8 protein-coding genes and 1 pseudogene are annotated in these 15,244 nt (G+C 67.5%); 5 read left to right on the forward strand and 4 right to left on the reverse strand.

The window, feature by feature from the left end; translation table 11 throughout:
* Positions 1 to 88 precede the first annotated feature (88 nt).
* The 3 genes from BIV23_RS50375 to BIV23_RS53230 all read right to left on the reverse strand — a co-directional run bounded on the left by BIV23_RS50375 (position 89) and on the right by BIV23_RS53230 (position 5,156).
* Positions 89 to 331 (reverse strand): helix-turn-helix domain-containing protein, encoded by a 243-nt coding sequence (locus tag BIV23_RS50375; protein ID WP_071381886.1) that lies wholly within the window; start codon positions 329 to 331, stop codon positions 89 to 91.
* The gene (locus tag BIV23_RS53225; protein ID WP_281250159.1) at positions 312 to 434 is read right to left on the reverse strand and encodes a hypothetical protein; all 123 of its coding nucleotides are present in this window, start codon (positions 432 to 434) and stop codon (positions 312 to 314) included. Before BIV23_RS53225 ends, BIV23_RS50375 begins: the two co-directional genes overlap by 20 nt.
* A 384-nt stretch (positions 435 to 818) precedes the next feature.
* Complete coding sequence (locus tag BIV23_RS53230) at positions 819 to 5,156, reverse strand: LamG domain-containing protein (RefSeq protein WP_071381887.1); 4,338 nt, start codon at positions 5,154 to 5,156, stop codon at positions 819 to 821.
* Positions 5,157 to 5,453: 297 nt separating this feature from the next.
* Here BIV23_RS53230 and BIV23_RS50380 point away from each other — a divergent pair, with 297 nt between their 5' ends.
* The 3 genes from BIV23_RS50380 (at position 5,454) to BIV23_RS49650 (ending at position 14,118) form a co-directional block, all read left to right on the forward strand.
* On the forward strand, positions 5,454 to 13,256 hold the full coding sequence (locus BIV23_RS50380) for a ricin-type beta-trefoil lectin domain protein (RefSeq protein ID WP_177239934.1): 7,803 nt from the start codon (positions 5,454 to 5,456) through the stop codon (positions 13,254 to 13,256).
* 10 nt (positions 13,257 to 13,266) lie between these two features.
* A complete protein-coding gene (locus BIV23_RS17970) occupies positions 13,267 to 13,683 on the forward strand; it encodes an Imm10 family immunity protein (RefSeq protein WP_071381888.1) in 417 nt (138 codons plus the stop codon).
* Between the two features lie 69 nt (positions 13,684 to 13,752).
* Positions 13,753 to 14,118, forward strand: a complete 366-nt coding sequence (locus tag BIV23_RS49650) for a hypothetical protein (RefSeq protein WP_143079092.1) — start codon at positions 13,753 to 13,755, stop codon at positions 14,116 to 14,118.
* A 124-nt stretch (positions 14,119 to 14,242) separates the two neighbouring features.
* Here the strand turns inward: BIV23_RS49650 and BIV23_RS17980 are convergent.
* Positions 14,243 to 14,449: pseudogene (locus BIV23_RS17980) on the reverse strand (hypothetical protein); the annotation flags it as partial.
* Positions 14,450 to 14,574: 125 nt separating this feature from the next.
* On the opposite strand from BIV23_RS17980, the gene BIV23_RS17985 reads away from it, so the two are divergent.
* On the forward strand, positions 14,575 to 14,964 hold the full coding sequence (locus tag BIV23_RS17985) for a transposase family protein (protein WP_245790562.1): 390 nt from the start codon (positions 14,575 to 14,577) through the stop codon (positions 14,962 to 14,964).
* Positions 14,965 to 15,137: 173 nt separating this feature from the next.
* Positions 15,138 to 15,244, forward strand: a 107-nt coding sequence (locus tag BIV23_RS53570; RefSeq protein ID WP_342746369.1) for a transposase family protein, incomplete at its 3' end; no start/stop codon positions are given.

Here is a 15,244-nt window from a genome sequence, read left to right on the forward strand (position 1 = left end):
ACTGCTATTGCTGGGCGTTGAGTTCACCGCCTTGTGGAGCAGCCTGAAGGAGGCGGAGGCGCCCTGGTAGCGATGTCCGCGGTCGGGATCAGGCCGTCGCGGCGGTGTCCAAGGTGTCGCTTTCAGCGTCCCCGGTGGTGCTTTCGTTGGTGGGTGCGACACGCCGGCGGTCGGGGGTGCGGCGGGGGCCGTCGTGGCCGCCGGGGGTGCGGATGGCCAGGCCGTGCTCTTCCAGGGTGACCAGGGCCTTGCCGGTGGTGGAGCGACCCAGGCCCGCGGCAAGGGCGAGTTCGGCGGCCGTGGCTACGTTGTCACCAGTGAGCTTGGCCAAGTTCGGCGTAGACCGAGGCGGGGGCGCCTGACAGGCCGGCCAGCGGTTCGGGGCTGGACACGGCGTGCAGCGTCCGGGTGTTGGCGGTCGTGAGGCCGGACATGAGGGAGTCTCGTTTCGCCAGGTCTTGCGTGGGTGAGGTCCCCGGCCGGGGTGCGAACCCGCGTGGCGACGGGTAGTGGCGGTCGCCGGGCGCGTGCGCATCACGCGAAACCCGGGTGAACATGGCCGTACAACCGGCGGGTTCACGGTTCCCCGTGGGCCCGTTCGGTGCGGTGGCCACGACCATGGACGCTCCGCTCCGCCGGGAAGTCAAGTGGGTGGTCGGCGACGGATCGGACCAGCTCACGGGAGGTGTCATGGAAGCTGAGAGGATGCGGGACGAGGGCCGTTGTGCCGTGGGTGAGCGGGACGGGGGAGAGGGAGCATGGCCACAGCACAGCGGGCCCCGGCTCTGGGAGAGCCGAGGCCCGATGACGTGGGTGTTTCAGCTGAGTTGGGTGTAGGGGGTCTGGTCGTAGTCGAGTGCGCTCACCTCGGATGGGGGGAGCGCGGTGTTGTAGAGCTGGACGTTGCTGACGGTGGCGTTGGCGTATTCGCCGTAGGTGCCCTGGTAGAGGCGGCGGCCGATCTGGACGGGGCCGGTGGCGTTCCAGGGTGTGCCGGCGAAGGTCTTGGTCGCGGTGAGGGTTCCGTTCACGTAGAGGTTGAGGGTGTTGGTCGGGCCGTCGTAGACGCCGACGAGGTGGGTCCATGCGCCGGTGGTGGCTTTGGAGCCGTAGGCGGCCGTGAATGCGGTGCTCGTGGTGTCGTCGTTGTGGCGGCCGAAGGCCCATACCTGGGAGCCGGAGGAGTAGTACAGCTGGAAGCCGTTGGCGTTGCCGGCGCTGTCGGACTGGGAGACGAGGGTGGAGTTGCCGGTCAGGCTGTTGAGCTTGACCCAGGCGGAGACGCTGAAGCTGTTGTTGTCGGTGGTGGTGCCGTCGGCGGGGTCGGTGTGGGTGCCGGTCTGCAGGGCGCTGGTGGTGCTTGCTGCGTAGCCGGTGGTGCCGTCGAGGCTGAGGACGGTTCCGCGGCTGGGGTCCGTGGCCCAGGTGGCGGGGCCGTTGAGGGTGGCGTTGTTGGTGCCGATGGAATCGGCTGCGGTGGTGCCGCTGCCGTCGTTCAGGGGCCAGGCGGCGCTCGCCGTGTTGTAGTAACCGACCGTCACGGGCGAGCCGAAGGTGGCCACGCCGTTGGAGTCAGGGGCGGCGCCGGGGTATTCGATGAGTTCGCCGGAGGGTGTGGTCGTGTAGAGGGCCGGGTAGCCGGGGGTGGTTCCGTTGAGGTTTCCGGGCGAGGCGATGGTCGGGTAGTCACTCGTCGCGAGCGTGACGGGCAGCGCGGTGGCGCGGTTGCTGTTCCAGGTGCTTGGTGCGCTGGAGGTCCAGCTCTGGGCGCTGGTGCCGTTGCAGGCGTGCAACTGCAGCTGGGTGCCGGGGGTGGTGGAGGAGTTGGGGTCGTCCAGGCACTTGCCCGATTCGGGGTTGACCAGTGAGTTGTTGGAGCCGGGTGTCCACTGCTGGGCGCCCGTGCCGTTGCAGGTCCACAGGTCGATCGGGGTGCCGTCGGTGGTGCCGCTGTGGGTGACGTCCAGACACTTGCCCATCACGCGGATCGAGCCGTCCGCGGCGGGGGTCCAGGACTGGGCGAGGGTGTTGTTGCAGCCCCAGATCTGGATCTTGTTGCCGTTCTGGGTGGCGGAGTGGGAGTCGTCCGCGCACAGGCCGGAGCCGTCGGTGGCGGTGAGCCCGGAGGTCAGCGCGAATGAGCTGGGCGCTGTCAGCAGCGGGGGCTGGCCGTTGCTGTCGGCGGTGAGGGGGAAGCTGTAGAGGGTTCCGGTGTTGTTGTCGCGGGCCCAGAGGGTCGGTGTGGTGTTGACGGTTCCGGGTGCGATGAGTGTGAAGTGGGACCAGTCGCCGGTGCCGAGCAGCACGGGCGTGGTGCTCGTGGTGCCGCCGGTGGCGGGGCCGAGGTAGCTGCTGTCCTGCGCTGAGCCCTTGTAGAGCCAGAGTTGCTTGTTCTCGATCGTGACCAGGTCGGGGTAGCCGGTCCCGTAGACGTCGCCGGGGGCGATCATCTGGGTCACCGAGGACCAGTCGGCCGTGTTGTACGTGGTGCAGTTGGCGGTGTTGTCCGCCGTGGGGAGGCACTGGGGTCTGGCGAGAGGGCCGTAGACGTCAGCGGTGTTGGTGAAGTGGCCGGCGGTGCCTCCGGAGACGGCGCCGTCGTTCTTGTAGACGTACAGGTCGTGGCTGTTCTTGTCGTACGCGAACAGGTCGTCCAGGCCGTCCTGTTTGAGGCTGCCGCGGTGGGTGACCAGGTAGTCGTTCCAGCCGCTTTTTCCGTCGGGGCTCTGGGCTGCGGTGGAGGCGACGGTGGGGGAGTTGCCGGGGTCGGTGTTGCCCGGCAGGAGGGTGAGGTCGCCGCTCTTGGTGGTGCCGAGCAGGTCGGGGACGCCGTCCCCGTTGAGGTCGCCCGCGGTGACCTTGGTGGCCGGGTTCCAGGGGGCGTAGAAGGTGTATGTGGTGGGCAGTGCCTGGGTGTTGCCGGCGTGGTCCTCGGCTTCGACGTAGAGGGTGTGTGTGCCCCATGTCGTCGGGTCGAGCGGGATCGATGCGCTGGGCGTTCCGCTGGAGTTGGCTGTCGCGGTGACGTAGTCGGGGCAGTTGACCGCCGGCTGTGCGTCGAGTGCGTAGCAGAACCGCCAGACGTCGCTGGACAGGCAGGTGCCGCGGGTGCATCCGGTCGGGGTGGGGTCGCTGCTGGTGACGGTGATGCTGCTGGTCTGGCCGGCGTACCCGGTGGGTGCCTTGCCGCTTCCGGAGGGCGGGAACACAGCACTCGGTGCGGTCACTGAGGGCTGGGAGGGCGGGGTCAGGTCGACCTTGAAGCCGCACGGACTGTTCCAGGCGGAATAGTTGATTCCGTCGTAGGCGCGGACCTGCCATCCGTACTGATGGCCGTCCTGCACCGTGGTGCCGATGTTGACGTTCACCGTGGTGAGGGAGGCGACATAGCCGCTGCTCGGTGTCGCGACGGTGGCCGCGTTTCCGCTGCTGTTGGCGGTCTGGTCGTCCCAGACCGTGTAGTCGGCCTTGACGTTCTCGCCGCTGACGTTGGACTTCAGCTTGGCGTTGAGCGTGATGTCGCTGGTGTTGCCGTTCAGCGTCGTCTGGCCGATCCAGCCGCGCGTGCTGCTGCCGCAGTTGGCGCCGGAGGGGTTCTGCGCGTCGGGTGCAGTGGCCTCGCCGGTCGGGGTGTCGGGCGGGATGTCGTAGGTGGTCTGGATGTACGGGTTGGTGGAGTACCGCATGAAGTCGATGTCGCTGCTGGAGGAGTCCTCGTCGCCGTACAGGCCGACGGTCCAGGTGGCGTCGTTGGCTGCCGCGACGGATGCGATCTTGTCGGTCACCGTGAACGTCACGCCCTGGTCGCCGCAACTGGTGGGCTGGCTGACGTAGGCGCCGTTGTAGGCGCTCTTCGGATTCTGGGTGCCGATGGTGGAGACGACGCTGGGCTGGGTGTCCCAGTACATGCCGTTGGTGATGCGTCCGGTCCACTTGAGGGTCAGGGGTGCCGTGTGTGTGCAGCCGTAGGCTTCAGCGTAGGTCTCCGTCAGATGCAGGTCTGCCTTGATGATGTCCATGCTGCTGTTGAGATTGCTGGTGTCCAGCTCGTAGAACGCGCGCTCGGCGCCGATGCAGTCCCCGTTCGACGAGGCGTAGCGCTGGTAACCGACCCCTTCGCCGAAGCGTTGCGGGTAGTCGTACTCGTGGGAGCTGGCGGAGGAGGAGTTGCAGCCTTGCTGGGCCTCGAAGTAGTGGTTGGTGGTCTCGCTCGGGGCGACGGCCGGGTCGATGTACACCGGCCAGGTGGTGCCGGTGCCGGTGAGCATGGACGAGTCGGGGGTGAGGGTGAGGCCGCTGCTGGTGGTCGTCATGGTCACCGGCGCGACGTCGGCCCCCGGCGCCGGCCCGTCGGCGGGCGAGGCGGTGCTCGTGGCGTCGTCCAGGCGCATGGACGCGGTCTGGGGACCGGCCGTAGTGGTGGTCGAGTCCCACATCACCGGGGCGCTGCTGGTGTAGGCGGTGGTGCCGTCCGCCGCCTTTGCGGTCATCCCGCCGTCAGCCGAACCGGCGAGGCTGAGCCCTTGGGTGGTGGCCGCCAGGGTCAGTCTGCGCAGGTCGGGGTTGGCGGCGGCCGTGGCGTCGTGGACGATCAGCACGTCGCTGAAGCCGCCCTGGTCGCTGACGGTGGCCTGGAGATCGACGCCGGGCAGGACCGACGAGTACAGCGCGGTGTCCCCGCTGACCGTCGGCGCCGGCAAGGTGAACGGCACGGAGAGTGAGAGGTTGTGTCCGGCCGGGTCGGTGAGGCTGACGAGGGGAGCGCTGCCGCCGCCGGAGAGTGTGACGCCGTTGGGCGTCGCCGCAGTACTGAACGAGCCGTCCGAGTTCCTCACGAGCGATGCGTCCACCGGTGTCCAGGCGTCGTTCTTCATCACGCGCACCGGCTGCACGTACTCGGTCGTCGTGAGCGACCCGTCCGGATTGGCTGTGGTGGTCGACGTCTGGCTGGTCAGCGAGTCGATCGGGACAGATTTTCCGGAGGCCTGAGCCTGGAGGAGAGCGCTCTGCGTCGGATTGCCGGGGGTGGGGTCGCCGCTGTCCGCGGTGGCGGTCGGGGCTGCCCCGAAGACCAGCGCCCCCAGGACCGCCATGACGGCCAGCTGGTGCGGCGCGGTGCGCCGCCGCCTGCGGTGCAGGTGCGTTCTTCCCCCCATGGGAACCCCTTCGAGGTGTGGTTCAGGACAGGTGTCCGGTCCGACGAGGCATCAGTGACGTACGCGTACGCGGGTGGACCGGAAGGGCCCTGCGAGTTCGCCCGGCGCCGACGGGCGAGTTGAGTGACAGGCGCGGCGGCAGCTCGCGGCGGGGCTGCCGGCACAGGGTATTGCCGAACTGATGTCTGATCAATAAGGTTCCTCCGGTTCTACCGTCACTGCGCCGTTACGGGTTCCTTACCGTTTCTTCACCTTGGGGCGCTCGGTAATCAGGGGGGCTTCGAGGTGGGTTCTGGCGTGCGCTGGTTCGCGACCGTGCGCAGACGGATATGGGGGCGTGGGCTCACGGTGGCGACAGCGACCGTCGCGGCTTCCACGCTGGTCGTGTCGGCGGCTGTCGCCCAAGGGCTGCCGGAGTATCACTACGACGGGAAGCTGTGGAGCGCCGGGCCGACGTACAAGACGCCCAGCGTCGGCGGACATCCTCTGGCGAAGCGCACCATCGCATCCCCGAAGACCGTGAAGCCGTTGCGGACCTACCGGCCGTCTCGTCCTGCGTGGCCGAGCGCGGGCAGCAGCACGGTCGTGCTGAGCCGGGGCACACAGCCTTCTGCCACCACGGCAGGCACGAAGGGCAAGTCCACAGCCCAGAGGGCGGCTTCCCCTGTGCGGGTCGGCAACCTGCCGGTGTGGGTCGCTCCGGCCAAACAGGCGGCGGAGAAGAAGGGCACGTCTGCGAGCGCGCCGAGCGCGGTGCGCGTACAACTGGCCGGTCATGCCCAGGCCCAGGCGGCCGGAGTCGACGGCATGTTGGTCGGTTTCGCGCGCGGAGACGGTGCCGCGTCGTCGGGCCGGGTGGCGGTCACCCTCGACTACTCCGCCCTCGACAAGGCGTACGGCGGCGGCTGGGCCTCCCGCCTGCACTTGGTCTCCGTACCCGGTTGCATCTTGACGACGCCCCAGAAGCCCGCCTGCCGGGTGCGCACCCCGCTCGCCTTCGCCAACAACCCGGTCGCCAAGAACCTCACGGCCACTCTCGACCTGCCCAGCGCCACGTCGTCGAGCAAGGGCGGCGCCGGGATCCACGTCGACGCCGCATCCGGCTCCGCTTCGATGGCGCCGATGACGGCCGTCGAGGCGATTTCCGGAACGTCCGGCTCGCAGGGCGACTACACGGCGACCAGCCTCAACCCCTCGGGCAGCTGGAGCGCCAACGGGACCGGCGCTTTCACCTACTCGTACCCGATCGCCGTGCCGCACTCGCTCGGCGGTCCGGCGCCTTCCGTCGCGTTCGCGTACGACTCCCAGTCCGAGGACGGCGAGACATCCGCCCGCAACTCCCAGTCGTCGTGGCTCGGTGACGGCTGGTCGTACTCGCCCGGCTTCATCGAGCGCTCCTACAAGCCGTGCAAGCAGGACGGCATCAGTGGCTCCGCCGACTTCTGCTGGGGCGGCTGGCTCGCCACCCTCTCCCTGGGCGGTCACTCCGGCACCCTGGTCCGCGACGACTCCAGTAACTCCGCCACGCCGACGGCGACCCAGACCTGGCACCTCCAGGGCGACGACGGCACCAAGATCGAGGAACTCGGCGGGGCGGACAACGGCCTGTGGAACGGCGAGTACTTCAAGGTCACCACGACCGACGGCACCGCCTACTACTTCGGGCTCAACCATGCCCCCGGCACCACCTCGGACACGGCCACCAACAGTGCGTGGGGTGAACCGGTCTACAGCCCCAAGTCGGGAGATCCCTGCTACGACTCCGGTCAGGGCAAGGACTCCCAGTGCACGATGGGCTACCGGTTCAACCTCGACTTCGTCGTCGACCCGCACACCAACCTCCAGCGCTACACCTACGCCGAAGAGACCAACTACTACGACCGCGGCGGCGGCCAGGTGGCGGCCTCCGGCGGTTCCGGGACGCTGACCAAGTACGTCCGCGGCGGCTACCTGACCGAGATCGACTACGGATACCAGCTGGCCGACGAGGCAGCCGGGAGCAAGCCCGGCGCGCGCGTGCAGTTCAACACGGCCCAGCGCTGCCAGACCTCGTCGACGTTCACCGACTGCTCGTACGCGAACCTCAACGACAAGACCGCCACCAACTGGCCGGACGTCCCCTACGACCTGAACTGCGCGTCCACAGACGTCACCTCGGGCACCGGGTCGAATGTCTGCCTGACCACGGCTCCGTCCTTCTGGTCCACCGACCGGCTGGACTCGGTCGTCACCCAGGTCAACGTCGGCGGCACCCTGACGAACGTCGACACCTACCAGCTGACCCAGACGTACTCCGACGCGGGCGGCACCGTCGACCCGGTCACCGGCCAGTCCGGCCAGGACGCGGCCGACGCGGGCGAGCTGCAGTCGGTGATGTGGCTCAGTTCCGTCCAGCACACCGGTGACGACACCACCGGAGGCGGCAGCAGCGCCATCACGCAGCCGAAGGTCAGCTTCCTCGGCACCGAGATCGACAACCGGGTCGACGGCGGCAACGAGCCGTCGCTGTTCCATCCGCGGATCTCGTCCATCACCACGGAGAGCGGCGAGTCCATCGCCGTCACCTACAGCGACCCGGACTGCTCCCGGCTGAACAAGACGATGCCGTCGTCGCCCGACGCCGACACGATGTCCTGCTACAACGTGTACTGGCCCATCCCCGGTGGTGTCACACCGGTCTCCGACTGGTTCAACAAGACCCGGGTCAAGACGGTCGACGTCTCCGACACGACCGGTACCGGCTCGCCGATGCAGGTCACGAACTACACGTACTCCGGCCCCGCCTGGCACCGCGACGACTCCGAACTGACCGACGACACCTACCGCACGTGGGACCAGTTCCGCGGCTACCGCACCGTCACCGTCACCACGGGGGCGTCCCCCGATCCGATCACCCAGAAGACCACCACCTACCTGCAGGGCATGGACGGCGACGTCCTCGCGGACGGGTCCAAGCGCTCGGTCAGCGTGACGGACACCGTCGGAGACACCGTCACCGACAACGACTGGCTGAGCGGAACCCCGCTGGAGGCCGACACCTACACGCAGGCCGGCGGCAGCGTCGACGCCAAACAGATCGATCTCCCGCAGTCCTTCACCACCACGGCGACCCACAGCAGCGGCTCCTCGCTGCCCGCCGTCATGGCCCGCATGATCAAGACCAGCCAGCAACGGACGTACGGACTGCTCACGACCGGCAGCTGGCGCGAGACCGAGAAGGACACGTCCTACAACGGCGATGCCCTGCCCGCCACGGTCGACGCCAAGGGCGACGTCAGCGTGGCCTCCCAGGAGAAGTGCGCCACCACCAGCTACGCCACCCCGCCCAGCGGCAACCCGATGATGCGCTCCTACCCGGACGAGATCCTCGCCGTCGCCGGCCCCTGCGGCACCACACCGGGCACCAGCACCACCATCTCCGACAAGCTGCTGTTCTACGACGGCGACGGCACCGTCGCCAACCCGGGAACCTTCGGTCACCTGAGCACCACCGGTGACCTGACCGCCACCCAGGTCATCACGGGCTACAGCGGCGCAACCCCCGCCTACCGCACGACCCAGGCGACCGCCTACGACCAGTACGGGCGCGCCATCCAGGCCCAGGACGCAGCTGGCAACACCACCAAGACCACCTTCACCCCCACCACCGGGCAACTCCCGACCCAGGTCGTCACCACCAACCCGCGGGGCTGGTCCACGACCTCGGCCATGGACCCGCTGCGCGGCCTGACCATGACCAGCACGGACCCCAACGGCCGCACCACCACCATCGACTACGACGCACTCGGACGCCGCACCGCGATGTGGCTGCCGGGACGCTCGACCTCGCAAAGCGCCAGCAGAACCTTCTCCTACGCCGTCAACGGCACGGCGCCCGCCACGGTCACCACCGACACCCTGCGCGACGACGGCACGTACAACACCGCCATCGCCATCTACGACGGCATGCTCCAGCTGCGCCAGACGCAGTCCACCACCGCCAACAACCAGGCCGGACGGCTGATCTCCGACACCTTCTACGACAGCCACGGCTGGGCGCGGAAGACCAACAGCTCCTACTACGAGAGCAGCACCTCCCCGACGACCACCCTGTGGGTCGCCGACGACAACCAGGTGCCCTCGCAGCAGGTCACCGTCCACGACGGTCAGGGACGCACGACCGCCACCCAGCTGTGGTCCATGGGCGCACAGCAGTGGCAGTCCACCATCGCGTACCCGGGCGTCGACCGCACCGACACAACCCCGGCCGCCGGTGGCACGGCGACCTCGGCCTTCACCAACGGCATCGGCCAGACCACCGCGACCTGGGCGTACAACGACACGGCCACGCCGACCGGCAAGGCGTCCGACGCGGTGGTCACCAGCTACACCTACACACCCGCCGGTCAGATCGCCACGATGAGCGACAACGCGGGCAACAACTGGAGCTACAGCTACGACCTGCTGGGGCAGGAGACCAAGCAGACCGACCCCGACACCGGCACCACGACGTTCGACAAGTACGACAATCTCGGCAACCTGCAGCAGACCACCGACGCACGCGGCCAGACCCTCTCGTACACCTTCGACGGCCTGGACCGTAAGACCGCCGAGTACTCCGGCGCCTGGTCCGCGACCCCGGACCCCAGCAAGGAACTCGCGTCCTTCAGCTACGACACCCTGGCCAAGGGATACCCCACCTCCTCGACCCGCTACGTCGGCGGCGCGAGCGGAGACGCCTACACCCAGGCCGTCACCGGCTACACCACCGACTACCAGCCCACCGGCGCCTCCACCACCGTCCCGACATCAACCGGGTTCCCCAGCAACGGCACCGGCAGCAACTCCAACACCTACACCGTCACGTACCACTACAGCCCGATCATGGGACTGCTCTCCGAAACCGACTACGGCGCGGACGGCGGCCTTCCCGCCGAGACCGTCGGCTACGGCTACGACCTGCAGGGCCTGCTCGACGGATTCGGCGGCAAGAACACCTACCTCGACACAACCGACTACACCCCTCTCGGCCAGGTGACCGACACCCGGTGGGGGCTGTACGGCGAACAGGTCGAGCCGCAGTTCTCCTACGACGGCGCCACAGGCCGCGTCACCCAGTCCAAGGTCAACCTGCAAACCAGCACCACCTCCGCACTGGACATCACCGACTACCGCTACAACCAGGCAGGGGACATCACCGCCGTCTCCGACGCCCAGTCTGGCGGCACCACGGACACCCAGTGCTTCACCTACGACCACCTGAACCGACTGACGACAGCCTGGACCGACACGGCAGGTGTGACCTCGGCCGGGGCCGGCAGCACCGGAGGATGCACGACCACCACCCCGGCGGCCTCGACCGTCGGCGGCCCGGCCCCGTACTGGCAGTCGTACACCTACAACGCACTGGGCGACCGCACCCAGCAGGTGCAGCACGACACCTCCGGCACCACCGCGAACGACGTCACCCAGACGGCGACCTACCCGGGCAACGGCACGTCCGCCGCCACCCTGGCGAACGCCGCCACCAAGATCACCACCACCGGGCCGGGCGGCACGGCGACGATGACACCGGCCTACGACAACGCCGGCAACACCCACACCCGTACCGTCATCACCTCGGGCCCGCTCGTCTCCGGCATGACCCGCTCGGGCACGAAGCTGTGCGTCGACGACTCCTCCTCCGGCACCACCGACGGCAACAAGATCGACCTCTGGACCTGCAACGGCTCCGGCGCGCAACAGTGGACGATGGGCACCGACGGCACCGTGCGCGTACTGGGCAAGTGCCTCGACGCATCGGGCAACGGCACCACCAACGGCACCAAGATCGACCTGTACACCTGTAACGGCGCTGCCGGCCAGCAGTGGAAGGCCGGTGCGAACGGCTCGCTGGTCAACACCGCGTCCGGCAAGTGCCTGGACGATCCGTCGTCCTCGACCACCAACGGCACACAGCTGCAGATCTGGACGTGCAACGGAACGCCGGCGCAGCGCTGGACGAACCTGACGGCGGGCACCGTCCTGCCCGGCGCCACGCAGTCCTTCGCCTACGACGCCGAGGGCCGCACGGCATCGGCGACAACCCCGTCCGGCGGCAAGGACCAGACCACCGGCTACCTCTACGACGCCGGCGGCAGCCTGCTGCTGCAGACCACACCGACCAGCAAGATCCTCTACCTCTTCGGAGGCGCCGAACAACTCACCCTCAACTCCGGCGCGGGAACAGTCACGGGCCAGCGGTACTACCCCGGCCCGGACGGCATCACCGAAGTACGCTCCTCCGACGGCACGCTGACCTACGAAGTCTCCAACGCCCAGGGCACAGCGACAGAAAACCTCGCCGCGTCCAACCTGGCAGTCACCCGCCGCTACTTCGACCCCTACGGCAACCCCCGGGGCCCCCAGCCGACAACCTGGGCAGACAACCACGGCTACCTCGGCAAACCCGCCGACCCCACCACCGGCCTCAACCTGCTCGGCGCCCGCAACTACGACCCCGTCCAGGGACGCTTCCTCACCGCCGACCCCCTGATGGAGGCCGGCGACCCGAACCAGATGAGCGGCTACTCCTACGCCGCCGACAACCCCAGCACCGGCAGCGACCCCACCGGCCTGCGCCTGGCCTGCGGCGAGGGGAACGAACCGGACTGCCCCAAACACGGCTCAGTCGGTGGAACGGACTACTCCCCGACCACCTACGGGGGAGGAAACGGCGGCACCACGACCTCCAGCGGAGGCACCACAGCGGCTCCGTCCGCTGCCCCAACCTGCAACGTCTCGTCGAAATTCGGCGGCGATGTCTGCGAAGCCCAGCAGATGGCGGACAACGGGCCGCCGACGTCGGGAACTCTCCGCGACTTCATTGCCGGCGCGCTCGACAAGTTCATCAACCAAATTGAGCAACTCAACCCCGGCTGGGCGATGGCCAACCTCCCCCATGATGTGGGGAATGGCATGGCCCCGGGCAGCGGGGGCCCGCCGACCTACGTACAGCCACGCAACGTGGTGGCGCACACCGTGCACGCGCACACCAACACGGATGCGTACAGGGCCGGCGAAGCCACGACCGTCCTGCTGGAGTTTGCTGCCAGCGGCGGCGACGACGCCCCCGAGGCAGCCGTATCGGCCCTGTCCGATGCCCGCGACACCCAGGACGGCCTTGCGGCCGCGGCCGAGGTCAAGAACGTCGTCAGCGAGACCACGGAAGAAGCGACAGCAACCGCCGCAACTCCCAGCCGACCCGACACCGGAGCCTCCGGCACCGGCGAGGGTGGCTGCAGCTTCAGCCCGTCCACCCGCGTGTTGCTGGCACACGGCAAGACCAAGACGATCGGTGCGGTCAAACCCGGCGACAAGGTGGAAGCCGGCGACCCGACAACGGGCAAACACCGCGGGCCCCGCACCGTCCAGCACGTGTGGATCAACCACGACCACGACCTGCTCGACGTCACGATCCGCACCAAGGACGGCCACACCGCCACCCTTCACACCACCGCCAACCACCCCTTCTGGGACGACACCACCCACACCTGGGTCCCCGCCGGAAAACTCCACCACGGCGACGCCCTGAACACCGCCGCCAACGGCCACACCTACGTCGTCTTCACCCGTGCCACACCCGGCGCTGCAAAGCGCTGGAACCTCACTGTCCAACAACTTCACACGTACTATGTGCTGGCAGGCACCACGCCGATCTTGGTGCACAATACTGGCTGTCCCAAACACATCGCCGGGGTCACCGTCATGGACGGTGGAGGAAATATTAGAGGGGCGGAGACAGATGAAGAGGGACCTTCCACCTATTGGGCCGGAAGGCAATCCGACGCAGAGAAAGCACAGGGCAGGTACAAGGGCGGGTTGATCTCTCACACCGAGTCGCGTGCTACCCGCGTTGCCGGGGTGCCACATGTGTACTGGAAGGGTGGGGACGATCCCCTCCTCGGCAGGTCGCCGGCCATCGCGGGAGATACGTATCTCATCGAGGGGATACTGCCTCCGTGTGACTGGTGCCAGGCTCAGATGCAAGAGGCTGCTTTGGCCACCAGGACAGACTGGGTATACACGTGGCTGGACGAGGACGGCATTCGACAGTACTGGTGGCGCGGGCCCGATAGTTAGGAAGCGGAAAATGGTCACCCTCACAATTCGCGACATCGAAATTGATGACGATTCCCCCATGCTCCTTGTCGGAATGGGGGAGCACCTTGACGAGGATGGTTTCAACATCATCTTCACTGCGAATCTCCAGCACAACGAGTATCAGGAGAATAGCAACTGGCCCGAGGGTGAGTCCTATTGCGTCACCAACACGGATGGCCTCACCAGCTTCGGTGGAGTGACTGAGGTTGACCTTGATGGAAGCTCCTTGCGTATGACCTTCTCCGAAAAGACGGCCCTGGTCATGGAACTTCCTGACCGTGAATTGATGTTTCAAATTGCCCCTGGAGTAACTGATCTGAACGCCCTTTCCCGCATTCTAAAATCCATTTTTACCTGTGGCAGGCCTGAGTATCATCCGCGCCTGACTGGCTTGCCTCTGGGCTAGCTGTGGAGTGAAACCAGCTATTCGAAAGACGGTCTGGGTCATATCGAACCGGGCCAAGGCGGTGGATGGGTGACGTATCTGGCCATCTTCGAAGATCAGAGTTGTGGCGTTCGACGGACGGACCTGCTCGCGGCATTGGAGCGAGACTGGCCTTCCGCTGTGATTCGAGAGCGGCAGGGATCGCAGGAGTCAAGGGACGTCGTTTGGACTGTTTCGGAGGGTGGCCAGGAACTTGAGGGCTACTCTCACGTGGACGGAACTTGCATTTACCTTGACTCCCCTCTCGATCTGGCGGCCAGGTTTGCACTCTGGTTCAGGGGCCTCGTGCCGACGGATGTCGATCTGTTCTTCTGCGACGACAGTTACAGCTTCAATGGAAGTATTGAGCCGAGCATGAGCCTGGGGGACGTAGTAGCGATTGCCGCTGATGAATGATCTTGCTCAAGAGGGTGCGATCGTTTCCGTAAGATCCGCTGACCCTAGGTAAAAGCGAGCGGCCCCACCGGAGTGTTTCCGGTGGGGCCGCTGCGGTGTCTGACGGCAGTAGTTGACGGCAACGTCAGCGGACGGGAGCTGCATAAAGCGGCGGGTCGTCTCCGTCGTCGGGCTCGGCGGCGGTGCCGTCGAGGTTGCTGAGGGTGTGGCCGAGGAGGTCGATGGCCTGGCGCTGAAGGCGTAGGCGGACGTGGGCGTAGACCGTCGCGGTCACGCCGATGTGGGCGTGGCCGAGGAGTTCCTTGATGACGACGAGTTCGACGCCTTGCTCAGGGCTTGGTCAAGTTCCGGAGTCGTGCGGGTGGGTCGGGCCGTGACCGGTTGGGGTGCATAGCAGAGCAGGCACGGGCTTCGTGATCATTGGAGTGTCGAAGCTCAACGATCATGAGGTGGCCCGTGCCTGCCGCTGTATCCTCCCCTGTCCCCGCAGTGCTGGTGAAGCTGGGTCCGCTGGACGGCGGCCGGGTCGCTGACCTGCGCCCCTACCTGGACCTGGTGCCCGACCCGCGTGCGCGGCGGGGCCGTTGGTACTCGCTGACCGCCATCCTCCTCATATGTGCCTGTGCGGCCGTCTCGGGGGCGAGGAGCATCGACGAACTCGCCGAGTGGGCGGAGCGGGCCTCGGACGCCCTGCTGGCGGCCGTCGGCGTGCGCCGTCATCCGCTCCAGTGGCGCCGGACTCCCTCACGGACCACGATCGGGCGTGTCCTCCAGGCTGTCGACGGTGACGCCCTGGACCGGGCTGTCGGCGTACGAGCTGAAGTGGCCCTGGCAAGATTTTCGTGAAACGGGGCTGTGCCACCGTGCGCCGGTGACGCTCCGTCACGGGTAGCGGGACTTTCGGCGAGTGTGATGACCTCGTACGAACTGTGTCGCCGCACCTGGATGTGGTGCGGGTGGAACGGGTGTGGTCGTCGGGTGGTGTGGTCCGTATCGCTGCCCGTACCCGCGAGTTGACGGTGGCGTGTCCGGACTGCCGGTGCGCGTCGGCGCGGGTGCACAGCCGGTATTCTCGCACGCTGGCCGATGTCGCTGCCGGGGGCCGCCCGGTGCTGATCAGTCTGAT

Origin of the sequence: Streptomyces monashensis (genome assembly GCF_001866665.1) — a bacterium.
Classification (GTDB): Bacteria; Actinomycetota; Actinomycetes; order Streptomycetales; family Streptomycetaceae; genus Streptomyces; species Streptomyces monashensis.

Coding starts and splice junctions, on each gene's coding strand:
- BIV23_RS53225 (WP_281250159.1), bottom strand. CDS start 434: ATGTCCGGCCTCACGACCGCCAACACCCGGACGCTGCACGCCGTGTCC.
- BIV23_RS53230 (WP_071381887.1), bottom strand. CDS start 5,156: ATGGGGGGAAGAACGCACCTGCACCGCAGGCGGCGGCGCACCGCGCCG.
- BIV23_RS17970 (WP_071381888.1), top strand. CDS start 13,267: ATGGTCACCCTCACAATTCGCGACATCGAAATTGATGACGATTCCCCC.